Origin of the sequence: Pseudomonas viridiflava (genome assembly GCF_900602065.1) — a bacterium.
Classification (GTDB): domain Bacteria; phylum Pseudomonadota; class Gammaproteobacteria; order Pseudomonadales; family Pseudomonadaceae; genus Aquipseudomonas.
In genome coordinates this window covers 265,333-290,783 of record NZ_UWFN01000285.1, presented here as the reverse complement: position 1 = coordinate 290,783, position 25,451 = coordinate 265,333, and the positions used below count along the sequence as shown (strand labels likewise).

19 protein-coding genes and 2 pseudogenes are annotated in these 25,451 nt (G+C 54.4%); 18 read left to right on the top strand and 3 right to left on the bottom strand.

All coding sequences use genetic code 11. The features are described from left to right. Positions 1 to 4 precede the first annotated feature (4 nt). The 15 genes from pseG to fabF all read left to right on the top strand — a co-directional run bounded on the left by pseG (position 5) and on the right by fabF (position 16,745). On the top strand, positions 5 to 1,123 hold the full coding sequence (gene pseG, locus EE949_RS19690) for a UDP-2,4-diacetamido-2,4,6-trideoxy-beta-L-altropyranose hydrolase (protein WP_122666128.1): 1,119 nt from the start codon (positions 5 to 7) through the stop codon (positions 1,121 to 1,123). Further along, complete coding sequence (locus EE949_RS19685; RefSeq protein WP_122665814.1) at positions 1,120 to 1,767, top strand: UDP-glucuronic acid dehydrogenase; 648 nt, start codon at positions 1,120 to 1,122, stop codon at positions 1,765 to 1,767. The genes pseG and EE949_RS19685 overlap by 4 nt, the downstream gene beginning before the upstream one ends. Continuing rightward, positions 1,760 to 2,815, top strand: a complete 1,056-nt coding sequence (gene pseI, locus EE949_RS19680) for a pseudaminic acid synthase (RefSeq protein WP_122665813.1) — start codon at positions 1,760 to 1,762, stop codon at positions 2,813 to 2,815. Before EE949_RS19685 ends, pseI begins: the two co-directional genes overlap by 8 nt. A gap of 30 nt (positions 2,816 to 2,845) precedes the next feature. Beyond that, positions 2,846 to 3,793 (top strand): hypothetical protein, encoded by a 948-nt coding sequence (locus EE949_RS19675; protein WP_122665812.1) that lies wholly within the window; start codon positions 2,846 to 2,848, stop codon positions 3,791 to 3,793. Further along, positions 3,790 to 5,049, top strand: coding sequence for a TolB family protein (locus EE949_RS19670; RefSeq protein ID WP_122665811.1), 1,260 nt, complete (start codon positions 3,790 to 3,792; stop codon positions 5,047 to 5,049). The genes EE949_RS19675 and EE949_RS19670 overlap by 4 nt, the downstream gene beginning before the upstream one ends. Before the next feature lie 58 nt (positions 5,050 to 5,107). Continuing rightward, a complete protein-coding gene (locus tag EE949_RS29985; RefSeq protein ID WP_205505166.1) occupies positions 5,108 to 5,743 on the top strand; it encodes a CatB-related O-acetyltransferase in 636 nt (211 codons plus the stop codon). Positions 5,744 to 5,910: 167 nt separating this feature from the next. Then, positions 5,911 to 7,089, top strand: a complete 1,179-nt coding sequence (locus EE949_RS19660; RefSeq protein WP_122665810.1) for a glycosyltransferase — start codon at positions 5,911 to 5,913, stop codon at positions 7,087 to 7,089. A 3-nt stretch (positions 7,090 to 7,092) separates the two neighbouring features. Continuing rightward, the gene (locus EE949_RS19655) at positions 7,093 to 7,908 is read left to right on the top strand and encodes a glycosyltransferase family 2 protein (RefSeq protein WP_122665809.1); all 816 of its coding nucleotides are present in this window, start codon (positions 7,093 to 7,095) and stop codon (positions 7,906 to 7,908) included. Positions 7,909 to 7,945: 37 nt separating this feature from the next. Further along, a complete protein-coding gene (locus tag EE949_RS19650; protein WP_122665808.1) occupies positions 7,946 to 9,286 on the top strand; it encodes a UDP-glucose dehydrogenase family protein in 1,341 nt (446 codons plus the stop codon). A 15-nt stretch (positions 9,287 to 9,301) separates the two neighbouring features. Next, on the top strand, positions 9,302 to 10,309 hold the full coding sequence (locus tag EE949_RS19645) for an NAD-dependent epimerase (RefSeq protein WP_122665807.1): 1,008 nt from the start codon (positions 9,302 to 9,304) through the stop codon (positions 10,307 to 10,309). Beyond that, on the top strand, positions 10,299 to 11,267 hold the full coding sequence (locus tag EE949_RS19640) for an NAD-dependent epimerase/dehydratase family protein (RefSeq protein ID WP_346010057.1): 969 nt from the start codon (positions 10,299 to 10,301) through the stop codon (positions 11,265 to 11,267). The genes EE949_RS19645 and EE949_RS19640 overlap by 11 nt, the downstream gene beginning before the upstream one ends. A gap of 48 nt (positions 11,268 to 11,315) precedes the next feature. After that, complete coding sequence (locus tag EE949_RS19635) at positions 11,316 to 12,323, top strand: MraY family glycosyltransferase (protein ID WP_122666125.1); 1,008 nt, start codon at positions 11,316 to 11,318, stop codon at positions 12,321 to 12,323. A 108-nt stretch (positions 12,324 to 12,431) separates the two neighbouring features. Then, complete coding sequence (locus EE949_RS19630) at positions 12,432 to 14,426, top strand: polysaccharide biosynthesis protein (protein WP_122665806.1); 1,995 nt, start codon at positions 12,432 to 12,434, stop codon at positions 14,424 to 14,426. 458 nt (positions 14,427 to 14,884) lie between these two features. Next, complete coding sequence (locus EE949_RS19625) at positions 14,885 to 15,214, top strand: ComEA family DNA-binding protein (RefSeq protein WP_122665805.1); 330 nt, start codon at positions 14,885 to 14,887, stop codon at positions 15,212 to 15,214. A gap of 256 nt (positions 15,215 to 15,470) precedes the next feature. Then, positions 15,471 to 16,745, top strand: coding sequence for a beta-ketoacyl-ACP synthase II (gene fabF, locus EE949_RS19620; protein ID WP_122665804.1), 1,275 nt, complete (start codon positions 15,471 to 15,473; stop codon positions 16,743 to 16,745). Here fabF and EE949_RS19615 read toward each other — a convergent pair whose 3' ends face one another. Next, positions 16,746 to 17,309, bottom strand: coding sequence for a TetR/AcrR family transcriptional regulator (locus EE949_RS19615; protein WP_122665803.1), 564 nt, complete (start codon positions 17,307 to 17,309; stop codon positions 16,746 to 16,748). 349 nt (positions 17,310 to 17,658) lie between these two features. On the opposite strand from EE949_RS19615, the pseudogene EE949_RS19610 reads away from it, so the two are divergent. Beyond that, a pseudogene (locus EE949_RS19610) lies at positions 17,659 to 18,243 on the top strand (GNAT family N-acetyltransferase); the annotation flags it as partial. A gap of 95 nt (positions 18,244 to 18,338) precedes the next feature. Here the strand turns inward: EE949_RS19610 and EE949_RS19605 are convergent. Further along, on the bottom strand, positions 18,339 to 18,884 hold the full coding sequence (locus tag EE949_RS19605; protein WP_122665801.1) for an RNA polymerase factor sigma-70: 546 nt from the start codon (positions 18,882 to 18,884) through the stop codon (positions 18,339 to 18,341). Between the two features lie 266 nt (positions 18,885 to 19,150). Here EE949_RS19605 and EE949_RS30305 point away from each other — a divergent pair. Then, positions 19,151 to 19,349 (top strand): annotated as a pseudogene (locus EE949_RS30305) (AMP-binding protein); the annotation flags it as partial. A gap of 195 nt (positions 19,350 to 19,544) precedes the next feature. Here the strand turns inward: EE949_RS30305 and EE949_RS19595 are convergent. Next, positions 19,545 to 23,018: a PAS domain-containing hybrid sensor histidine kinase/response regulator gene (locus EE949_RS19595; protein ID WP_122666124.1), complete on the bottom strand. Its 3,474-nt coding sequence runs from the start codon at positions 23,016 to 23,018 to the stop codon at positions 19,545 to 19,547. A 437-nt stretch (positions 23,019 to 23,455) separates the two neighbouring features. On the opposite strand from EE949_RS19595, the gene EE949_RS19590 reads away from it, so the two are divergent. Further along, on the top strand, positions 23,456 to 25,330 hold the full coding sequence (locus EE949_RS19590) for an MFS transporter (protein WP_122665799.1): 1,875 nt from the start codon (positions 23,456 to 23,458) through the stop codon (positions 25,328 to 25,330). Positions 25,331 to 25,451: the final 121 nt, after the last annotated feature.

The window sequence follows — 25,451 nt, the reverse complement described above, 5'->3', positions numbered from 1 at the left end:
GACTATGACTATCGCATTCCGGGTTGATGCTTCCCTTCAAATGGGGAGCGGTCACGTGATGAGGTGTCTAACACTTGCTATCGCATTGCGCCAAGAGGGTGCGGTTTGTTACTTTCTATGCCGGGACTTTTCTGGGAGCCTAATAGATCATGTCGAGCAAAATGGATTTCGAGTTTTTGTGGTCGGCCCTCCCATTTCTCAGAGTGGAGAGCTGAATGAGGCTCCAGGCCCCATTCTTGATCACGCTGATTGGCTCGGCGGTAGTCAAATGTCTGATGCAGAGACCTGTCGAATCATTCTCAAGAATCTAAATTGTGATTGGTTGGTGGTTGATCACTATGCATTGGATTTTCGTTGGGAAGGAAGGCTTCGTCGGGAATGTAAGCGTTTATTCGTGATTGATGATCTTGCAGACCGTCAACATCTATGCGACGTGCTCCTTGACCAAAATCTAGGTACAAGTGATTCTGACTATTCGAGCCTCACTGAACCTGGTACGACTTTATTAATTGGTCCTCATTATTCCTTGTTAAGACCTGACTTCTTTTCCTTCCGAGAGTTGAGTCTGACGAGGCGCGCGATTGGGCAGGTGAAGCCAAAACACATCGTAGTCAGCATGGGCGGTGTAGATGTCCATAACGCAACAGGTCGTATTCTTGAAGGAGTAGGGCAGCTCCGGTTTGATCCGAGACTAAAATTCACAGTGATCCTAGGGCGTTTGTCTCCATGGATTGATCAGGTTCGCGTGGCCGCCGAGTTATGTCCTTCGCTCATTGAGGTCGCTGTAGGCGTGGCGAATATGGCAGAACTCCTGTCGAGCGCTGATTTTGTTATAGGCGCAGCTGGTAGTTCCTCTTGGGAACGTTGTTGTCTTGGGGTCCCTACACTGCTAGTCATCTTGGCTGAAAACCAGCGGCCCATTGCTGAGGCATTAGATGCGGCTGGCGTGGCGCTGAGTCTAGGCAGTCCGGATGACGAGGGTTTCGTTGGGAAGATGACAGCGGCTTTAGAGGAGTGGCTCTCGGACCCAAGACTACTAGATGGATTTAGTCAATCTGCTTCAAGGATAACCGATGGGTCGGGCACAAATAGAGTGGTAAGTGAGCTGATGGTGGATGTATGAAAATTTCTATTCTTTGCAGTTCAAAAAACCATCCAGTTAACGATATGTTGGACCGTTGGAGTGCGAAGCACAGCGCAACGCACACGATCGAGTCAGTGTCGAATCTGAGCGAGTTATCAGGGGGGGATATTCTTTTTTTGATCTCTTGTTCAGAAATTGTTGGCTCTGCGGATCGATGCCGCTATGGAAAGGTTTTGGTTATCCACGCTAGTGATCTACCTCGGGGTCGTGGATGGAGTCCGCACGTGTGGGAGATAATTGGAGGGGCTGATGCTCTAACCATAAGTTTGCTTGAGGCAGAAGACATTGTAGACTCTGGTGCGGTGTGGGCTCGTAAGGTTTTGAACGTTCCAAAACATGCGCTTTACGATGAGATAAATGCCGCGTTGTTTTTAGCCGAAAGCGAGTTGATGGATTTTGCAGTCGAACAGTTTAAGGTTGTAGAAGCCCTGCCCCAAGATCCTAATCTTCCTTCAACTTATTATCGCCGGCGTACGCCGGAAGATAGTGAGATTGATCCTGAAAAAACTTTAGCGAGTCAATTTGATCTAATCCGGGTGTCGGATGCGGATCGATTCCCTGCGTTCTTCAAACTACATGGCCATACTTATAAGCTGACGCTTGAGAAAATGAATCATGACTAGTCCTTTTTCCATTGCCGGGCGTCTAATAGGTCCTGACTATCCTCCATATATCATTGCCGAAATGTCTGCGAATCATAATGGCAGCATTGAGACAGCCTTCCGTATTCTCGACGAGGCTAAAAAAAATGGAGCAGACGCCCTAAAAATTCAGACATATCGCCCTGATACTATTACGCTCGACTCTAATCTCCCTGATTTTCAAATTCACGGTGGTTTGTGGAATGGTAAAACCTTGTATGAGCTCTATGAGTGGGCCCATACTCCATGGGAGTGGCATCGACCTATTTTCGATCACGGAAGGAAATTAGGTATTACGGTATTCAGTTCGCCATTCGACAATACCGCCGTAGACCTGCTTGAGGATCTCAACGCACCGGCTTACAAAATTGCCTCGTTCGAAGCTATCGATCATGCCCTGATCAAATATGTCGCAAGCACAGGTAAACCCATGATCATCTCGACCGGCATGGCTGATGAGCAGGAGATTGCCGAAGCTGTCGACGCGGCGCGTACCGGTGGCTGTAAAGAACTCGCTATTCTACACTGTGTCAGTGGTTATCCTGCTCCCGCAGAAGATTACAATCTACGCACCATTCCGGACATGATGAAGCGCCACGGTCTTGTAACTGGGCTGTCTGATCATACCCTCGACAATACTACCGCTATTACCAGCGTAGCTCTGGGCGCTTCAATCATCGAGAAGCATTTCACGCTTGATCGCAGCGGTGGCGGCCCGGATGATAGTTTTTCACTGGAACCCCAAGAGTTGTCAGCTCTATGCCGAGATAGCAAAACTGCTTGGGCTGCGTTAGGACGTGTGGATTATGGTCGTAAATCTAGTGAGCAAGGGAACGTCAAGTTTCGTCGGTCGCTGTATTTCGTGAAAGATATCAAGGCTGGCGAGGTAATTGGGGCAGACGCTGTGCGCAGTATCAGACCTGGCTTTGGTATGCCACCGAAACATTTGGAGCGGGTAATAGGTTCTGTCGCAGCAATTGATGCTGCGATGAATACTCCTGTGCGCCCTGAGAGTGTCAAATTCAAATAGTGTGTTACTTCTTTTGTTTGGAACCACCGAATGAGCATTGCAGAGCTGGATCATCTCGCTGTAGATAAACACGGGCTTTCAAAAGGAGGCGAGCGTGCTCCGTTATCCCGATTTGATAAAGCTATGCGGCTACTGTTTGGTGCGGAAATCACAAATTATGGATTTGACCGGTTGGTGAAACAGCACCTTTCGTGGCCGACATGGTTACCTTTAGCCGTGGAGATCCACCATGGCTGGTATCTCAGAAATGCGCCACGCCCTGGCGACCTCAAGAAAAACGTACCAGCGATATTGGTATTCAACGCCCGACAGGCAGATGCCTGGAAAACTCAGAGTAGTAAGCCGGTACATATTCTCGGCGCTCCCTTTATCCACTATCGTCGGGCGATGGGCTTGGAAGTGAGTGAAACTGCTCGGGGAACGGTGGTTTTTCCAGTTCACTCGGGAACTGTGGTCGAGGCACAATTCGATATCCTGGCCTACTGTGCTGAGCTAAAAAACCTCCCAGCCGACCGTCATCCGATCAGCATCTGCCTTCACGAGGATGATATAAAAAAAGGAAGGCAGAATGCTTATCTTGAGCAGGGCTTCAACGTCTACTGTTCGGGTGCGCGCCGAGGTGAAGACTTTGCTCAAAACTTCTACGAAATACTCCGCCGCCACAAGTATTCAAGCTCTAATGGGTTGGGGTCATACGTACTCTATAGCGTCGAAATGGGGATTCCGTTTTCCTTGCTAGGGCCGGAAGCCACATTTAATAGTGTTGATTTTGACCACTACGCGAAGGAGCCTGTGGTTTTGAGAGCTAACGAGCTTTTTCAGGAATTCAGTCCGACGATCTCTCAAGAACAACGCGATTTTGTAATCGCCGAGGCCGGGATAGATACTTGCGTACCACCACCTATTCTGAAAAAAAATATTTTGATGTCTGTCTGTTTTAATCCGATGGGTCGCTTGATGCGTAAGGTCCTTAAATGATGCTGTCCCGGCTTAAACTCAAGCTCAAGCGGTATGCTAAACAGGCTTTGTATGTGTGCGGAATTCTGTATGAGCGTGCACTGCACATCGTCAGTCCAAGAGACGCTAAAGATGTCATCCTTGGCGTCGCGGGATATCATGTTTTTTTTGGGTATTATGACGTCACTCCGTTTTCCAAGGATGGCAAAACAGTGCTGGCCTGCAGAACTGATTTAGAATTGATCAGCCCTGGCTCAAATCGTGAAATTGAGTTTGGTTATTACGATCTTGCCAACGGAGGTGGCGAGATTTTCCATTGTTTTGCTAAAAGCGTCGCATGGTGCTGGCAGCAGGGTGCTCGGCTGCAATGGATGCCGGGGCACGATGAAAGACTAGTTTTTTTCAATAGCCGATCTGATAGTGGGCAATACGAGGGAGTGATTTTCGACATTGCTCGGAAACAGACCGTCACGACTCTTATTCGTCCGCTATATGATATTTCTAAAGACGGGAGGTGGGGCTTGTCTCTCGATTTTTCCCGTCTACAGCGCCTACGCCCGGGCTATGGCTATGATGCCTCTGCCGACGTTACGAGCAATAACCCTGTTCCTCCGGGCGCTTGTTTGGAATTGGTTGATATCAAGGAAAATCAAATCGTTTTCAGCTTGGCATACGAAGAGCTTCTTGCCTTCGAGCCTGTAGCAGATATGCAGGGCGCCGAGCATTACATCAATCACCTGAGTTTCAGCCCGTCGGGTAATCGCTTCATTTTTTTTCACATGTGGGTATCAAACGCCAAACGTTCAAGCCGACTTCTTCTGGTCGAGCGGTCATCAGGCTCTGTCACTCTTTTGAACAACTCAGGAAAATGTTCTCACTATGCCTGGAATAGTGATCAAGCGTTGCTTGTTTACTGCGCACCCACGCGCGGAGAGCCGATAGGCTACAACCTTTACGATCTGGACCATCCGACTCAATCTCCGACAAGAGTCGGTCAGGGTGTTCTGATGGAGGATGGGCATCCTTCATTTTTGCCTGAGGGGCGAAGGTTTCTGACGGATACCTATCCAAACCGCTTTGGCCGGCAGACGTTAATGCTTTTTGATATGCCTTCAAGTCAATTGATATGGACCCGATCACTTTTTCGTAGCCGTAAATACAATGGGGAGGTCCGATGTGATCTTCACCCCCGGCTGGATTACACCGCAAAGCAGGTGTGTGTGGATGACGAATACAAAGGTGAAAGAGTGATGAGGATTATCAAGATTGACGTGTGAGTTATGTTGACGTTTCAGCCCGCTTATTAATTGAATTTTAAAGTTTATGGGAGTGCCTATGGTTCAGCAGGCTTACGCGAAATTCTCATGGAGGAGCAGCCTGCGTCGCCTTCTAGCGCCAATTCTCTCTGAACGCGCTATCTACCAGGCAGCCCGCCGAAATATTCGTATTGAACCGGGCGTAATTTGCCCGGATTTCAAGCGAATAGGACCTTTTACGTTTCTCGGGCGGGACGTGACGGTCGGTCCTAATGTTCAGTCTATGGGAGCCTTTTGCTCGGTGGGCGAGGGTGCGTTGATCGGGCCCAATATTCACCCACTTGATAAGCTTACGACGTCGGCGGCTTTCATCGGTGGGGCGTACCGCAGCCAGCTAAAGACGCAACTCAATAATAGGCCCGTACGCGTTGGCAACGATGTATGGATCGGAGCGCACGCCATTATCCTTCCTGGCGTCACGATTGGCGATGGATCAATCATAGGTGCTGGTAGCGTTCTAACAAAAGATGCTCCCCCTTACTCGATATGGGTCGGCAATCCTGCCAGGTTGCTAAGGTACCGGCTCGCGGATGCTACCATCGCTCGTATCCAACAGATGGATATCTACGCAGCGCCTGCCGATGTGCTTTTTACCTGGTTCGAGAAGTCATACGGCCTGGACATCGACGAAGCACTGGATCTGTTCCCCCGTTGAGGCTTCTTTTTGAAAATCAGTTTTTTAGTTTTGTCATTGATTTCCCTTTTTGCCGGGAATGGTATTTTGAGTAAAAGCTCTGAGCTGTCTGGCAGTGGTAAGGTGATACGGAGACGGCGTATTGGTTTTAATCTTCCTGAGCGTAGAGCGCGTATGGCTTTGAGCTCATGATTACCTCTCCCACCGATAGCAAACTTACCATCAGCATGGTTTTGATGACCTATCCGGTCGCTTCTGAAACCTTTGCTGTGCGTGATGTCACCGCGTTGCAGCGTGCAGGTCACGTTGTGGATATCCATCAGCTCTACGCGAGAGGCGAACGCTCGTCACGCCTGAGTTCGCTAATCAAGACACTCAAGGCGTTCGCTAACTTTCCTGCGAAGGCGAACATCATCGCGCTAGTGGCGAAGGTCTTGTTCAGGGGCTCGTGGGGTCTGGCCGATCGCGTTAAATGTCTGCTGTTACTCGGGGCTGCGGTACGAATTGCCGAAAAATTAATTCAGAGAAAACCGGATGTCGTTCACTTGTTCTGGGGGCATTACCCCTCATTAGTGTTGCCTTTACTCGCAGGTCAACTTCCGCATACCCGGCGATCGATGTTTCTGGGGGCCTACGACCTCGAGAAAAAACTACCTCTGTCGCGATGGGCTTACGCTGAGGCTGATGTGTTATTCACTCATGCCAGGGCGAATGTTGAGGATATTCGAGGCTTTCTGGGGCACAACACAACGCCCGTAGTTGTCCATCGTGGTATCGACTTGCAAGCCTATCCGGTCGTTGAGGTTTCTGCGTTTGTAGCCCGTCCGCTACGAATATTTACAGCAGGACGCTTGATTGCCGATAAAGGCTTCGATCGCGTGATTCGGGCCTTTGCTTTGGTGCGCCAATCATCCGCGCAGGCGACTCTCGCTATAGCGGGTTCAGGGCCTGAGTTAGGGGCGTTGCAACGGTTGGCCGAGGGGTTGGGTGTGGCTAATGCCGTAGATTTTGTCGGGTGGTTGAGCGAGGATCAGGTTCGCGAGCAGCTATTCAAAACGCGGGTATTCTTGCTGTTGTCTACCAAGGCTGGCGAACGCCTGCCTAACGCAGTTAAAGAGGGGATGGCCGCAGGTTGTGTTTGTATCAGCAGTCGCTCGCCCGGGATTGAAGAGCTGCTTGATCATGGAAGCAGCGGCTATATTTTTGATGCCGATGATGAGAGCGAGGTCGTTCGTGCCGTACTCTGTGGGCTGAGTGATGACTCTGCTTCCATGGGCTGTCTGGCGGCTGCGACGGTCAGGGAAAATTTTGACGTAAACGTTTCTGCCCGTAGATATGTGCAGCAATGGTGTGCCGAGGGCGTTTGAGTAATGAGTAATCCAGCAGTATCGATTGTCATGCCGTCCTATAACGCGGCGGGGTTTATCCTGCCTTCTATTGCGAGCGTGATCGCCCAGTCTTACTCAGACTGGGAGTTGCTGATCGTGGACGATGCCTCCCACGATGATACCGTCGCCTGCGTGAACGCCCATTATGGCACCGAGCCCCGCGTACGTATTATTACCCTGCCTACTAACCAAGGAGCAGCGGTTGCTCGTAATACCGCCATTGATGCAGCTCGTGGACGGTATATCGCGTTTCTTGACTGCGACGATCAATGGTTGCCACACAAGCTTGAGTATCAGCTGCAATTTATGGCCCGTGAAGGCTGCGCGTTCAGCTTTACAGCCTATGAAAAAGTAAAGGGCAACAACGAAGTTGTTTCTGCTGTGGGAGTGCCAGCTCGCACTACATACCATTCCATGCTCAAGACTTCAGTAGTTGGATGCTCGACCGCGATGTACGATACCCAACACTTTGGCAAGGTGCTGATGCCCTTGGTTAGAATGCGCCAGGATTTTGGCCTGTGGCTTGCGTTGCTGAAACGCGTTCCCCACGGTTGCGGAATCCAGGAAGTGTTGGTGCGCTATAACGTGCGCTCGGACTCTATTTCTTCCAATAAGCGTAGAGCGGCGCTATACACGTGGCGGGTTTATCGCCAGGTCGAAAAGCTTCCGCTGCCTACCGCCTTGTGGTGTTTCGGCAATTACGCCTTTCGGGGTTTTCTTCGCCATCGCTACCCCCGGGTAGCTCAAGCACTGGGCTTCATGCACCTGCCGCACAATTATCGAAGCTCACCTCGATAAGGCTGACTCTTTTCCGTTTTGCTCCAAGGATTCGTAGATGAAAATTACCGTTTTTGGCACGGGCTATGTTGGCCTCGTGACAGGTGCCTGTCTTGCTGACGTCGGTCATCAGGTGATGTGTGTCGATGTCGACCACGCCAAAATCGAAGGGCTCAAGCAGGGCGTTATGCCGATTTTCGAATCTGGCCTTGAAGCGCTGGTCAAACAGAATTACGCCAATGGCACATTGCAGTTCACCACCGATGCGGTTGAGGGCGTCACGTTTGGCGAGTTGCAGTTCATTGCGGTAGGCACTCCGCCGGATGAGGACGGCTCCGCTGACCTTCGATATGTGCTTGCCGTGGCTAAGACGATTGCGACGCACATGACTGATCGCAAAATTGTCGTCGACAAGTCCACCGTGCCCGTGGGTACTGCAGATAAAGTGCATGCCACAATTGCTGGCGTGCTGGCTGAACGAGGTATGGAGCTGCCGTTCGATGTGTGTTCCAACCCTGAGTTTCTCAAAGAAGGCGCCGCTATCGAGGATTTCACAAAGGGCGCGCGTATTGTCGTAGGCACCGATTCTGCTCATGTTCGTGAGCGACTGGCTGAGTGTTATGGGCCGTATACCCGTAACCACGACAAGATGATTTTTATGGATGTACGTTCGGCTGAGCTGACCAAATACGCCGCCAACGCGATTCTTGCGACCAAGATCAGCTTTATGAACGAAATTTCCCACATAGCAGAGCGGCTAGGAGCTGACATCGAACAGGTCCGTCTTGGTATAGGATCCGACCCCCGTATCGGTTTCCACTTTATTTACCCAGGGTGCGGCTATGGCGGTTCCTGCTTTCCGAAGGATGTCCAGGCGTTGGCTCATACGGCAGCACAATTTGGTTATGACGCTGAATTGTTAAAGGCCGTTGAGTCAGTGAACAACCGCCAGAAAGACGTGCTCTTCGACAAGCTGGAGCGAGCTTTTGATGGTCAGTTGGCAGGTAAAACCATTGCTGTGTGGGGGCTGGCGTTTAAACCCAATACCGACGATATGCGTGCTGCGCCTAGTCGTACGTTGATGGAGGCTCTGTGGCGTTCAGGTGCCAAAGTACAGGCGTTTGACCCAGAGGCTCAAGAGGAAACCAGGCGTATCTACGGTGAACGTGCAGATCTGGTACTGGGCGATAGCCGCGAGGATGTGCTGCAGGGAGCAGATGCGTTAGTGATTTGCACGGAGTGGAAGCAATTCCGAACCGTGGATTTCGACTGGCTGAGAGAGAAACTGGCCAGCCCTGTGGTCGTCGATGGTCGCAATATGTATAACCCCAAAGCTGTTAAGGCCGCGGGCTTGATGTACTACGCAGTCGGCCGTGCCGACTCGATCCAGACGGTATAACGGATTTAGCATTTTATGAAAGTGTTGGTGACGGGCAGCGCGGGTTTTATCGGATTTCATGTGTGCCGCCATCTATTGGCGCGCGGTGATGAGGTCGTGGGTGTTGATAACCTGAATGACTACTACGATGTTTCGCTGAAACAGGCGCGGCTCGACCAACTGCTGGGCCATGAGCGATTTGTGTTCCATAAACAGGACATCGCGGACCGTGATGCCATGAAGGCATTGTTCGAGAGCGGTGGATTCAATCGTGTAGTCCATCTCGCCGCGCAGGCAGGGGTCCGGTACTCTCTGGAAAACCCGCACGCCTACGTTGACAGCAATCTTGTAGGCTTTGTGAATGTGCTTGAAGGTTGTCGCCAGCAGAAGATCGAGCACTTGGTGTATGCGTCCTCGAGTTCTGTCTATGGCGCAAACGAAACCATACCTTTCAAAGAGTGCGATAACGTCGACCATCCGGTCTCGCTCTATGCCGCCACAAAAAAAGCCAATGAATTGATGGCACACACTTACAGCCATCTGTATTCGCTACCGACGACCGGACTGCGGTTTTTCACCGTATATGGACCATGGGGCAGGCCAGATATGTCGCCTATCCTGTTCACCAAGGCGATTCTGGCGGGCGAGCCGCTCAAGATTTTCAACCACGGCAAACATCGTAGGGATTTCACCTACATCGACGATATCGTTGAAGGCGTGGTTCGGGTTCTGGACCACGTCTCGATTGGCAATCCCGATTGGTCAGGTTTGTCTCCTGACCCAGCCACTAGCCGTGCTCCCTGGAAGCTATACAACATCGGTAACAGTCAGCCGGTAGAGCTGCTGGATTACGTCGAGCTTATTGAGCAGGCACTTGGCAAGAAGACCGTCAAAGAGTTGTTGCCTCTGCAACCGGGCGACGTAGAGCATACTTATGCGGACGTCAGTGGCCTAAAGGCTGATATTGGCTACCAGCCTTCGGTTTCAGTACAGGAAGGTATACTGCGGTTCGTTAAGTGGTACCGGGATTATTATGACGTCTGATGAAGCGATGGGCCGGTGCCTGATAACAGGTGCATCGGGTTTCATTGGTCGAGCCTTGTTTGATCGCTTGACAGATCAAGGGGTGGCCGTTCGTGGCACCTCTCGTAATCCCTCGCTGGTATCGGGCGATTGGGTCCAGGTGGGTGAGATGCATCGTGCCACTGACTGGTCTGAAGCGTTACGAGGCTGTGATGTCGTTGTCCATGCCGCAGGCAGGGCACATGTGTTACATGAGCAAGGAGCTGACCCCCTTACCGCGTTTCGCCAGGTCAACGTCGATGGAACTCTTGCGCTGGCCCGTCAAGCACTCGAAATGGGGGTCCGGCGTTTTGTGCTCATCAGTTCGATAGGTGCCAATGGCGCTGAAACGATATCAGGACAACCCTTTAGCGAACTCTCCACGCCGCAACCGCAGCAGGCTTATGCACGCTCGAAACTAGAAGCGGAGCAGGGCTTGCGTGAGTTGCTGGCCGGGCAGCCTATGGAGTGGGTCGTCGTCAGGCCTCCTTTGGTGTACGCCGGTGATGCGCCGGGTAACTTCGGCCGTCTTCTAGGTTTGGTATCAAGGCGAGTGCCGTTGCCGCTCGGCAGAGTCAACAATGTGAGAAGCATGATTGCTCTACAGAATCTGGTGAGTTTTCTGGAGCTGTGTATGAGGCACCCTGCGGCTGCCAATGAAACTTTTGTTATCGCCGATGGCGAAGACGTTTCCACCGCGCAGTTGGTTGGGCTGTTGGCGCAAGGCATGGATCATAAAGCGAGGCTTTTGCCTGTGCCTGCAAAAGCGTTGCGCTGGTTGCTGAGTGCTCTGGGCAGAGACGCTTTGGGTCAGCAACTCGTTGGCTCGCTTCAGGTTGACGCTGGGAAGGCCCGTGCGTTGCTTGGCTGGCAGCCTGAGGTCTCAACCAGAGAAGCATTGCGTGACAGTGCTCGACAGTGGCTCAGCAATCGTTCCTGAACAAGGAACCTTACGAATGGCTTCAAAAGGTATTTAGGCTTGATGGATATGAACGTGTGGTGGGTACCTGCCATTTTGGTGTTGGCATTTGTGCTCACCTGGGTGCTGCGTCGTTATGCGCTGGCGCGCAGTCTAATGGACATTCCCAACGCCCGCAGCTCGCATAGCTTGCCAACCCCGAGGGGAGGCGGCGTGGCCATCGTACTCAGTTTCTTGTTTGCGCTGGCAATAGTCGCAGTTGATAACCCGCAGCTCGGGTCAGTGTTTCTTGCGTTAGGGGGGGCGGGGCTGGTCGTTGCGATTCTAGGTTTTCTTGATGACCACGGACATATTGCCGCACGTTGGCGTTTGCTCGGTCACTTCGGCGCGGCAATCTGGGGTTTGTATTGGCTGGGCGGGTTGCCGCCATTCGTATTGTTCGGCGGCACGTTCGATCCAGGCTGGGCAGTACAGATTCTCACCCTTTTTTATCTGGTCTGGATGCTCAACCTCTACAACTTCATGGACGGTATCGACGGTATTGCCAGTGTAGAAGCGATCAGCGTGTGCCTCGGCGCATGCCTGGTTTATTTGCTCTCTGGCCACACCGGGTTGATCGCTCTGCCGTTGCTGCTGGCGGCAGCGGTCGCAGGATTTCTGGTCTGGAATTTTCCGCCTGCGCGTATTTTCATGGGCGATGCAGGCAGCGGTTTTCTGGGAGTCATTCTGGCTTTGCTTTCATTGGTAGCCGCCTGGACAGACCCTTCACTGCTTTGGAGTTGGCTGATTCTGCTGGGTGTGTTTATTGTCGATGCTACCGTCACGTTGATGCGTCGATTGATCCGTCGTGAAAAGGTCTATGAGGCACATCGTTCCCACGCGTATCAATTTGCCTCCCGTCGCTTCGGTCGCCACTTGCCAGTCACCCGTGCCGTCGGGTTAATCAACCTGTTGTGGCTACTGCCTTTGGCATTGGTTGCAGGTGTGTGGAAGCTCGACGGAGCAACTGTGTTGATCATCGCCTATGCCCCACTGGTTATCCTGGCATTCAAGTACAAGGCGGGCACTGCCGAATAATTCAACTCGCAGTTGTAACAAAATTGCGAGACAGGTCGTTTTTCAAACAAGCTTAGCGCCATGAAGTCCGTACAATGCGACATGGAGTCAGATGGGAAGTAGAAGGAAATGATGAATTTACGATCGCTGATGCTGGGGCTGTCACGCAAGAACAAGCGAATAGTGCAAGTCGGTGCGGACATCGTACTGATCTGGCTCGCGCTGGCGTTGGCTTTCGTTGTCAGGCTTGGCTTCGATGCTGCTTATAAGCCCATTACTACGCATTTGTGGCTGTTCGCGACTGCACCCATACTGACGATTCCGATCTTCATCCGTTTCGGCATGTACCGCGCCGTCATGCGCTTCTTCGGCAATGATGCACTCATCGCTATCGGCAAAGCTGTCAGCCTTTCAGCGCTCTTGTTGGCATTGGTGGTGTACTGGTACAGCAACCACAAGGTTGTTGTTCCTCGCTCCATTGTTTTCAATTATTGGTGGCTGTGCATGGTCATGATTGGTGGCCTGCGGCTGCTCATGCGCCAATACTTTCTGGGGGATTGGTTTACGGCTTCCCAGCATGTGCCCTTCACTTCGCGCAGTGACGGGTTGCCTAAAGTTGCGATTTACGGCGCGGGCTCCGCGGGCAATCAACTGGTTGCGGCCCTGCGACTTGGTCGCTTGATGCGGCCGGTTGCTTTTATAGATGACGATGACACCATCAACAAGCGCACAATTGCAGGCCTGCAGGTATACAAGCCTAAGCATATCCAGCAAATGATCGATGTCACTGGCGCGGAAGAAATACTCTTGGCTGTGCCCTCGGCAACTCGTGCGCGTCGTCGGGAAATTCTTGAGTATCTTGAAGGTTATCCACTGCACGTGCGCAGCGTGCCAGGGTTCATGGACCTTGCGAGCGGTCGCGTCAAAGTCGATGACATTCAGGAGGTCGACATCGCCGACTTGCTCGGGCGAGACTCGGTTCCCGCACAGGACGATTTACTGGAGCGCTGCATTACCGGTAAAACGGTTATGGTTACAGGGGCCGGCGGTTCAATCGGTTCCGAATTGTGTCGGCAGATCCTGCTGCTTAAACCTGCAAGGCTGCTGTTGTTTGAGCACAGTGAATTCAACCTCTACAACATACTTGGTGAACTCGAGCAGCAAATCCAGCACAGTTCATTAAAAGTTCAGTTGCTTCCGATACTGGGCTCGGTGCGCTATTTCGAAAAAATGGTCGATGTGATGCGAACCTGGAACGTCGATACGGTGTACCACGCTGCCGCTTATAAACATGTGCCGATGGTTGAGCACAACAGCGCAGAAGGCGTCCTTAACAATGTAATGGGTACTTTGCACACTGCACAGGCAGCCCTGCAGGTGGGTGTCGCTAACTTTGTCCTGATTTCGACGGACAAGGCTGTTCGCCCTACCAATATCATGGGGAGCACCAAGCGCCTGGCCGAGATGGTTCTGCAAGCCTTGAGCCGTGAAGTGGCCCCTGTATTGTTTAGGGGCAGCAGCAATGTCTCTCAGGTAAACAAAACCCGATTCACGATGGTCCGCTTTGGCAATGTGCTGGGTTCGTCGGGCTCCGTTATCCCTTTGTTTCACAAACAGATCAAGAGTGGCGGCCCACTAACCGTGACTCACCCCAATATCACCCGTTACTTCATGACCATCCCTGAAGCTGCCCAGCTGGTTATTCAGGCGGGTTCAATGGGGCAAGGCGGCGATGTTTTTGTTCTTGATATGGGCGCTCCGGTAAAGATCATTGAACTGGCAGAGCGGATGATCAATTTGTCCGGCCTGAGTATCCGCTCCGAGCGCAATCCTCAGGGAGACATTGCTATCGAGTTCACCGGATTGCGTCCCGGTGAAAAGTTATATGAGGAGTTGCTGATAGGCGACAACGTGGTTCCCACCCGTCATCCGATGATCATGAGCGCCCACGAGGATTACCTGTCCTGGGACAGCCTGAAGAACAAGCTCGAGGCTCTGCTGGATGCCGTCGGCGACGACGATTACCACCGTGTGCGGCAAGTGCTGACGGATTTGGTGGTCGGCTATACGCCAGAGGGTGAAATCGTTGACTGGATTCATTTGGAGAAAATGGCCGATCAGTGAGTGGATGCGTTGCTGGCTAGATAAATGCTGGCATGAATGGCAGCGGATAGTTGTTGGCCAATGGCATTAAAAGCCAAGCTCCACTGTCATTCTTTGTGACGCTATAATGCCGAGCATTGTCCTTGATAGTTGTTGCAATTACCTGATTTCTGCGAGCTCGTTAACCAGGGTTACCTTGATTCGCAGAGTTTTAACCTGCCAAAGATGGATTCGTAGAGTTTGTCGGTAATAAAAGCGCTTATTGTGGGGTGAGAAGTTTCAGAAGGATTGTTAACGGTACTCTGTTTGTCGTATAAATTTGAAATAATTATCTTCGCTCGGAAGATGTTGTGATCGCTCGCTCCGTTAAAGTAATAGCAAGATACGCTTAAGCTGTTTGACAGCTCTTCACTCTGAACTAAGTTTTAATGGTGACACACGGAATGTCGCATTCAATCAAACGTTACGGAGTATTCCAGATGCGCAAAACTTTACTTTCCTCACTGCTGTTTGGTTTGTTAGCAAGTACTTCGGTTGCTGTAATTGCTGCCCCTGTCACGCCCGCCGCCAATGCCCCAGTGGGGGCGGTGGTTATGCAGGAGCAGATGACGAATAAGGTCAACATCAACACCGCCGATGTCGATACTTTGCAGAAACAGCTGAATGGAATAGGAAAAGGTAAGGCGGAGGCAATTGTTGCTTATCGAGAAGCCAGTGGCGAGTTCACCTCGGTGGATGAGTTGATTGAAGTCAAAGGGATTGGCAAAGCCCTCTTGGATAAAAACCGGGACAGACTCGCAGTCGAGTAACGTTCGCTAATCCCTCCTGATCAGGCCGGTCCATGACCGGCCTTTCTTTTTCTGCGATTTCAACCTCTTCCCCTTGCGTTCCTGCTGCAGCTAGCCCAAAGCCCATCACGCTTGACATTTAGAATGTCGACCGACATACAATGATTTAAATTATGGCTGTAATATACGATCATCGGCCTTGATAACGGCAGCGCAGCTGCCTTGCGGGCCTGGATTTCTGCACATTGATCAGCATCAAGACAGAGGCACAAAACCTATGAGTGGTCCACGAATCGTCGTGACGGGAATGGGGCTGGTGACGCCCTTGGGTACTGGCGTCGAAGCGGTCTGGAAGCGTTTGCTGGCCGGGCGCTCGGGTATTGTCCGGTTGGGCGAGGATACGGTCGCTGACTTGCCCGGCAAAGTGGGCGGTCGGGTGCCGTTGTTGGTTGATGATTCCGAGGCGGGCTTTGATGCCGACAGTGCAGTGCCCGCGAAGGAGCAAAAGAAGATGGACCGCTTCATCCTGTTCGCGCTTGCTGCTGCGAAAGAAGCGATTGAACAGGCAGGTTGGGTAGCCAAGAGTGAAGAGGCCCAGGAGCGTACCGCGACGATTATTGGTTCGGGTATCGGTGGCTTCGGGGCGATTGCCGATGCGGTACGCACCACTGACAGCCGTGGACCACGGCGGTTGTCGCCATTCACGATTCCTTCGTTTCTGGTCAACCTGGCGGCCGGGCATGTGTCTATCCAGCATGGCTTCAAGGGGCCGCTGGGCGCACCGGTGACGGCCTGCGCTGCTGGTGTGCAAGCGATTGGCGATGCTGCAAGGCTGATTCGTTGTGGTGAGGCGGACATTGCCATCTGCGGTGGCGCGGAGGCGGCTATCGACCGGGTCAGCCTGGGAGGCTTTGCGGCGGCACGGGCTTTGTCCAGTGGCTTCAATGAAACGCCCGAGCGAGCTTCTCGGCCCTTCGACCGGGATCGCGACGGTTTTGTGATGGGCGAGGGCGCTGGAATACTGGTGATTGAGTCTCTGGACCATGCATTGGCTCGGGGAGCGAAGCCGATTGTCGAGCTCGTCGGGTATGGCACCAGCGCGGATGCGTATCACCTGACGGCAGGGCCCGAGGACGGTAGCGGGGCTCAGCGAGCCATGGGCGCGGCGATTCGCCAGGCAGGCATTGAGCCTGGGCAAATCCAGCACCTTAACGCCCATGCCACTTCCACACCGGTCGGTGACAAAGGGGAGATGGCTGCGATCAAGGCGCTGTTTGGTGATCAAAAATCCATCGCGGTGACGTCGACCAAATCGGCGACCGGGCATTTGTTGGGGGCTGCGGGCGGGATAGAGGCCATCTTCACCGCTTTGGCTATTCGCGATCAGATGGCCCCGGCGACCCTCAACTTCGACAATCCCGATGACGCGGCTGCGGGTATTGATATTGTCCATGGCGCAGCGCGCGCCATGAATATCGAGTATGCCTTGTCGAACGGCTTTGGCTTCGGCGGAGTCAACGCCAGTGTAGTGTTCAGACGCTGGCAGGACTGATCAGGATTCGCTCGCCTGCCGCGTTAGCCAGTCTCGGGTAGTGTGCAGGATCCGCTGCGATAGCGCCGGATCCTGTGTGCTGCGTGACAGCATCAGCGCACCGACCAAGGTCGACAGCATCACCACGCTTTGCGCGTCGGCATCCGGTCCGCCCAGAAAGCTTTGCAAGGACGCCAGGCGCGACTCGATCAGCTCATCGGTGATCGGACTGGCTTCCCCGCGCTGGCCCAGCTCTGAGCTCATGGTCGGGATCGGGCAGCCTTTTTCGGGAGCATTGCGATGCGTTTCCGAGAGGTACATTTTGATGAAGGCAGCCAGGCCGTTATCTTCTGCAAATGCCTTGCTGGTGTGGTCGTTGGCTTCGTCTGCCGCGCAGCGCAGCGCCTTTTCCACCAAATCATCCTTGGATTTGAAGTGCGCATAAAAGCCGCCATGGGTCAGGCCCAGGGCTTTCATCAGTGGCTGCAGACCTGTCGCGCCGATGCCGTCACGTCGAAAGCGTGCCGATGCTTCATGAAGGATGCGTTCGTGGGTCTGGGCCTTGTGATCTTGCGCGTACCGCATGCAACTCTCCTCACGCTGTGACCTTTAAATGTTGGTCGACATTTTCACATGGATGAAGGCAAGGCGGAGCGTAAATTTCCTCGGCGGTCGCGCGGCAAACACAGTGCGTGGGATCGGCTTCAGCCGGGAAGGCGGCATTTCAGGCGAGAAAGATGTAGCGAATGTACCGGCCTCTTGCCGGATAAATCCGGTCTCACAAGTCAGGGGTGAACTCGGATGGTTGCGCGTTGCTTGATTGAACCCCGCCTTAAATTTTCCCGCCCTGAGCACGTTTTCTCATTGAATCAGCCCTTTTTCGTGAGCCCAAAACATGCCTCAGTCATTACCCGCGACGGCTATGCCGTTGATTCGCCCGGCCAAGCCATCAGGCGAAGTCTATCGACGTTTCGATGCCCGCCTCGGCGCCTCGATTTCCCTGCGCGCGCTGAATGTTGATCAGGACCTTGAGCGTTTCAATCGTTGGCAAAACAATCCACGTGTTCTGCAGTTTTGGCAGGAGGGCGGAACACTGGAACAACATCGAGAGTATCTGCAGAAGCAGGCCACCGATCCCCATACGCTGACGTTGATCGGGTCCTTCGATGACGAGCCATTTGCCTACTTTGAGGCCTATTGGGCGCTCGAAGACCGGATTGCACCGTTCTGCAATCCAGGAGATTACGACCGTGGCATCCACATGTTGGTGGGCGAAGAACAGCACCGTGGTCCGCACAAGGTCGCCAGCTGGTTATCAGCGCTGGTGCATTACCTTTTTCTCGATGATGAGCGCACTCAACGGCTGGTTTCAGAGCCGCGCGCCGACAACGCGAAGATGATTGCTTACATGCAAAAACAGGGCTTTGAGAAAGAAAAGGAATTCGATTTTCCGCACAAGCGGGCGGCGTTGATGACCCTGGACCGACAGGTTTTTTTTGAACGGTGCGAGTGGCTTTAACAGGCAGGATTCTGTAGGAGCTGCCGAAGGCTGCGATTGGGGCAAAAAAGCTTCGCAGCCTTCGGCAGCTCCTACAGGCGCAGTGTCGATCACGTTCAGCGACGTACGGCGCGCGCTTCCTGGAGAGAGACCTTGCGGCAATGCACCAAGGCATCGCGAATCATGAAGTTCACCAGTGTCGGCGAGACACCTAGCTCCTTGGCAATGTCTTTCTGCGGGACGCCGTGCAGGCGATACATTTCGAATGCGTAGCGCGTGCGGCTAGGCAATTCGGTCAGGGCATCGGCGATGGTTTCCAGCGTCGTGAAATTGATGTGCGAGGTTTCAGGGGACGCGCCGTGGACAACCACATTGAGTCCCTCTTCCTCAGTGCCCGAGTACTTCTGCTCAAGCGCCTGTTTGCGGTAGTGATCGATCGCCAGGTTGCGCACGATCTGGAACAGGTAACTGAGCTGGGCTTTGATTGACGACGTAATTTGTGGCGCGGACTGCAATCGAAAAAAAGCGTCCTGTACGACATCTTCGGCCCGTGATCGGCAACCGGTGATTCGGGCTGCAATCTTGACCAGAATCAGGCGGTTCTCGACGAACGCCTGAAGAAGCGGTGAATCGCACGTACTTGTGGATAGTTGTTCCGGCATGGAAATCACCTTGCAGCAGTTGGGCAGATGAAGCTTTCGTAGGGAAGCCCCCTACACACCGGGCAACAAATTAGGCTTGATGATAATGATTGTCAAATGAGAAGTATATCTGTCGGTATGCTTTTCTCAGCAGTCGGCGTCGCAGGTCTTGTCCTGCCTGACGATCAGCGTCCCTCGTGTTACAAATTATTTTTCACGCCCATCCGTTCTCATTGATGACAGTCCCGGCTACCGGCCAGGCACCCATGCAGCGGGAGGATGACATAGTCGATCTGGCCTTTGAGCGTTCTCACGAAATGGTCATCGGTTTGCAGGCGATTCTCAAGGCGGGCGGCGCTTATGTGGCGCTGGATCCGGAGTATCCGCAGGACCGTTTGCATTACATGATCGAAGACAGCGGCATCTGCTTGCTGCTGGCTGATGCGCATTTGTTTGAAGCGTTGGGTGAGTTGCCGGAGGGAGTCGTGAACTTCACCCTGACCAGTAGGAGCGAATTTATTCGCGAAGAGGCCAGTGCACCCACCGAATCTCTGTCGTCATGAATATCGTCTTCGCGAATGAATTGGCTACAGGTCGCTCGTTTGCTGCGCTACAGCGCTGTGTCAGTGACACTGGACGCCCACCAATATTGGAGGTCGCCTCGCTTCAGCAAACGCCTGTTTAGCCCAACATTACATGCCGACTCAACAGTGCCCGCAACGCCGCGGGCTTGACGGGTTTGGGCAGGTAGTCCAGCCCGGCTGCGTGCACTTGAGCAATCAGTTCCGGGCGGCCGTCGGCGCTGATCACGACACCCGGGACCGGCTTGCCGAGACGGGTGCGCAGCCAGGCCATCAGCTCGGTGCCGGTTTCGCCGTCATCCAGGTGGTAATCCACCAACGCCAGTTGCGGGCGTACGCCTTCATCCAGCAGCGCCTGACATTCCTCGCGGCTGCGAGCGGTCCATACCTGGCAACCCCAACGAGTCAGCAGGCTGTTCATGCCGATCAGAATGCTGTCTTCATTGTCGATACACAGCACCTGCGTACCGGTCAGCGCCGTGCGGTTAGCGTCCGCAGCCACGCTGACGGGGACCGTCTGATGCTGGGCCAATGGCACGCAGACACTGAACACGCTGCCTTTGCCTGCCCATGAACGTACTTGCAAGGTGTGGCCCAGCACACGACACAACCCGTCAGCGATGGCGAGGCCCAGACCCAGACCTTTTTCGGCGCGGGTCTGGTGGCTGTCCAGGCGTTTGAATTCCTCGAAAATCACCCGCTGTTTATCTTCAGGAATACCGGGGCCACGGTCCCATACTTCAAGGCTAAGATAGGTGCCCCGGCGGCGCACCCCCAGTAATACCGGGCCCTTGCCATACCGGAAAGCATTGGTCAGGAAGTTCTGCAGGATGCGCCGCAGCAACTTGGCATCGCTGTCGACCCGCAGTGCGGTGCCGCGTACCCGAAACGTCAGGCCTTGTTCTTGCGCCAGTGCCTTGAACTCCGCGCCCAGGGTGTCGAACAGCGTATTGAGGGCGAACGGTTGGCGATCCGGCGTGATCTTGCCGTTTTCCAGGCGGGAAATATCCAGCAGGTCGCTGATCAAGTCTTCGGCCGAACGTAGCGAACTGTCCAGGTGTTGCACCAGTTGCCGAGCGTCAGCCGACATGCCGTCGTCTTGATGTGAAAGCGCTGCAGAAAACAATCGTGCGGCATTCAGCGGCTGCATCAAGTCATGGCTGACCGCTGCAAGGAAGCGGGTTTTCGACTGGTTGGCGGTTTCTGCGGTGCCCTTGGCTTCGGTCAGTGCCAGGTTTAATTGCGACAGTTCGTGGGTCCGCTCGGCAACCCGCTGCTCAAGGCTTTCGTTGGCACCCTTGAGCGCATATTCGGCATCGCGGAAGGCGGTAATGTCAGTGAAGCTCATGACAAAGCCGCCACCTGGCATCGGGTTGCCGATCAGCTCGATGACCCGGCCATTGGGGAACATGCGCTCTGAGGTGTGGGCGCGGCCTTGACGCATCCAGTGCAGGCGTCGGGCCACGTGGACTTCCGCCTCACCGGGGCCAAGCAAGCCACGTTCAGCGTTGTAGCGAATGATGTCGGCAATCGGCCGGCCAATGCTGATCAGCCCCTCGGGGTAGTTGAACAGCTCCAGATAGCGGTGGTTCCACGCCACCAGTTTCAGAGACTGGTCGACCACGCTGATGCCTTGCGTGATGTTCTCGATGGCGCCTTGCAACAGAGCACGGTTGAACTGCAGTACTTCGGAGGCTTCGTCGGCGATGCGCACCACGTCTTCGAGCTGCATGTCGCGGCCTTCGATGGCTGCTTTCACCACGGCCCGGGTCGATGACGCGCCCAGCACACCGGCCAGCAAGCGTTCGGTATGGGCAATCCAGTCGCCATTGGCGTTCTGGTTGGGGTTGAAGCCTTTGCCTTGTCGGTAGGCAAAGCGAATGAAGCTCTGGCGGGCGCGTTCCTCACCGACAAACCGGGCGGAGAGGTTCAGCAAGTCTTCGACCTGTACAGCCAGCAGCGGCCGGTTGCCGCTGCTGACGCTGGCGTCCTGACCGATGAAGCGGCCAGCCTGCCAGTGCTCCGAAACCCGTGTTTTTGAGATCACCGAGACCCAGCCGAACAGAATGAAGTTACCCGCCAGCGAGAGCACCACGCCTTGAGTCAGGGGCGTAATCGGCAGCCCCAACGGATTGCCGTGCAGCCAGGCCAGCAGCGGGAAGCTTTCCAGCGACCAGCCGAGGCTTTCAGCGGAGATCGGCAAGACCAGTGTGTAGAACCAAAGGAAAATCCCTGCGCCCAGCCCGGCGAAAACCCCGCGGCGGTTGGCTTGTTTCCACCACAGTGCGCCGAACATGGCGGGCGAAAGCTGAGTAATGGCTGCGAAGGCTATCTGGCCAATAGTCGCCAGACTGGCTGTCGAGCCGAGCAGCCGATAGCAGACATACGCCAGTAACAGAATGACCACGATGCTGACCCGGCGTACCGACAGCATCCAGTGGCGGAAGGCTTCGAATGGACGCTCGGCGGTTTTGCGGCTCAGCAGCCAAGGCAGCAACATGTCGTTGGAGATCATCGTCGACAGCGCCACGCTGGCGACAATCACCATGCCGGTGGCCGCCGAGGCGCCGCCGATAAAGGCCAGCAAGGCCAGCGACGGATGTGTGGTCGCCAATGGCAGGCTGATCACGAATGAGTCAGGCAGTACCGAGTCAGGCAGGAGCATTTGCCCGGCGAGTGCGATTGGCACCACGAACAACGCTGCCAGCACCAGATAGGCCGGGAACACCCACTTGGCCAGACGCAAATCCTGCGGGTCGATATTTTCCACGACAGTGACGTGAAACTGTCGCGGCAGGCAGACAATCGCCATCATCGCCACGCCGGTCTGAACCACCATGGACGGCCAGTTGATGGTTTCTTTCCAGTATTCTTCAAGCCGTGGCGCAATCAGGGCTTGATTGAACAGATCATCGAAGCCGTCGTACAGGCCGTACGTCACGAACGCGCCCACCGCCATGAACGCGAACAGTTTGACCAGCGCCTCAAAGGCTATGGCCATGACCATGCCGCGGTGGTGCTCGGTGACGTCCAGATTACGCGTGCCAAAGACGATCGTGAACAGCGCGAGCACCAGCGATACGATCAGTGCGGTGTCCTGCGCGCGGGTGCCGGTGGCATCGGCAACTGCGCCAATCAGGATGTTCACGCCGAGCACAATGCCTTTGAGCTGCAAGGCGATATAGGGCAGCACGCCAACCAGGCAGATCAGCGCAACGACCACCGCCAGGGACTGCGACTTTCCGTAGCGGGCGGCGATGAAGTCGGCAATAGAAGTAATGTTCTCCTGCTTGCTGATCAGGACCATCTTCTGCAACACCCAGGGTGCCAGCAGCATCAGCACCACAGGGCCGAGGTAGATCGGCAGGAACGACCACAACTGCTCTGCGGCCTGGCCTACCGCACCAAAGAACGTCCAGCTGGTGCAGTAAACCGCCAGCGACAGGCTGTACACCCACGCCCGCAACCGGGGAGGCAGCGAGGTGCTGCGCCGGTCGCCGTAAAAGGCGATGGCAAACATGATGGCCATATAAGCCAGGGCGACGGCTGCAATCAGCCCGCTGGACAGCGACATAGACATTCAGAGCCTCAATGACAAGCTGACTAGTCTCGCATGAAGGTTCGGGGGAGTAGGAGCGACTTTAGTCGTGAAGCGGCATAGGGTCGCAGCCTCTGGAGGAACCAGCGCGCAACTACCTGGATTGAAATGGAATTCCATGTGGGAGCGAATTCATTCGCGAAGGGCCAAACCTGAAAAATATCGGTGTCTGGCACACCGCTTTCGCGAATAAATTCGCTCCCACAGGATTTAAGCAATCGGTAGGGCTGGCGTTAGCCGGGAAGAGGCCGGGACACTCGCTAAATATCCTTCGCCACACATACTGCCCTCCCGGCTAAAGCCGGTCCTACCGGCTTCTGTGCGCACCAAATCCCTTACATTCGGAAACGTCCTATCGACATTCCGTCATCTAACGTCTTCAATGTGGCCCAAGTCATTCAGGATCGCGGACGATGAGCCATCAGTCACAATTCTCCCTGCTTGGAAAGCGCCGTTTCCTGCCGTTTTTCATCACCCAGTCCCTCGGGGCGTTCAACGACAACATCCTCAAGCAATCGCTGATTCTGGCCATTCTTTACAAGTTGAACATCGACGGTGACCGTTCGATCTGGGTCAACCTGTGCGCCTTGCTGTTTATCCTGCCGTTCTTTCTGTTCTCGGCGCTGGCCGGTCAGTTTGGTGAAAAGTACGCCAAGGACGCCCTGATTCGCCTGATCAAGCTGGCCGAGATCGGCATCATGCTCGTCGGAGCGGTGGGGTTTCTGTTCGGGCACCTGTGGCTGATGTTACTGGCGTTGTTTGCCATGGGCACGCACTCGGCACTGTTCGGGCCGGTGAAGTATTCGATCCTGCCGCAACACCTGCGCGAAGAGGAGTTGGTGGGTGGCAACGGACTGGTGGAAATGGGCACTTTTCTGGCGATTCTGGCCGGGACCATTTGCGCCGGTGTGATGATGTCCACCGCCCATTACGAGATGATCGTCGCCAGCGTCATGGTCCTGACCGCGTGTCTGGGGTACCTCGCCAGCCACGGCATCCCTCGGGCTGCCGCCGTTGCGCCACAGATGAAGCTGGAATGGAACATCTTCACTCAGACCTGGGCCACGTTACGCCTGGGGCTCGGGCAAACACCGGCGGTGTCACGCTCCATCGTTGGTAACTCGTGGTTTTGGTTTGTCGGCGCGATCTACCTCACGCAGATCCCGTCCTACGCCAAAGAGTGGCTCTACGGTGACGAAACCGTTGTCACCCTGATTCTCACCGTCTTCTCGATCGGTATCGCGCTGGGGTCGATGCTCTGCGAGCGCCTCTCCGGACGTAAGGTGGAGATTGGCCTCGTGCCCTTCGGCTCAATGGGGCTGACCGTGTTTGGTCTTTTGTTGTGGTGGCACTCCGGAGAGATGCCGCAGAACGTCATGGCCAATGACTGGTTAGGCGTGCTCGGTTTCAGTCAGGCGTGGTGGGTGCTGCTGGATATTCTCGGGATCGGGATTTTCGGCGGTTTCTACATCGTGCCGCTGTACGCGCTGATTCAGTCGCGCACCCTGGAAAGCGAGCGTTCGCGGGTCATTGCCGCTAATAACATCCTCAATGCGCTGTTCATGGTGGTATCGGCCATCGTCTCGATCCTGCTACTCAGCGTCGCGAAGTTGTCGATTCCGGAGTTGTTCCTCGTCATCTCGTTGATGAACATTGCCGTCAATGTGTACATCTTCAAGGTGGTGCCTGAGTTCACCATGCGCTTCATGATCTGGCTGCTGAGCCATTCCATGTACCGGGTCAAACACCAGAACCTTGAATCGATTCCGGATGACGGACCGGCATTGTTGATCTGCAACCACGTGTCATTTGTAGATGCATTGCTGATCGGCGGAGCGGTTCGTCGGCCGATTCGTTTTGTCATGTACTACAAGATCTACAACCTGCCGGTGCTCAACTTCATCTTCCGCACCGCCGGGACCATTCCCATTGCCGGGCGCAACGAGGACCTGCAGATCTACGATCAGGCTTTCAAAAAGGTTGCCCAGTACCTGAGCGAAGGCGAGCTGGTGTGCATCTTCCCGGAGGGCAAGTTGACCAGCGACGGCGAAGTCGACGAGTTCAAAAGCGGCATGACGCGCATTCTTGAGCAGACGGCCGTGCCGGTGATACCGCTGGCGCTGCAAGGCCTGTGGGGCAGCTTTTTCAGCCGCGCTCCGGGCAAAGGCTTGTTCCGGCGGCTATGGTCGCGGGTCACCGTTGTCGCCGGTCCAGCGCTGAGCGGTGATGCATCGGCCCCGGCAGCCGCTCGCGAGCAGGTGGTGTTGTTGCGTGGGGAGCTGCGTTAACCCGCGGCTTATCAAATACCGCGCGATCCTTGATTTGGAACGTACCCCCTGTAGGAGCTGCCGAAGGCTGCGATGCATCAGACCTGACACACCGCGATCGCAGCCTGCGGCAGCTCCTACA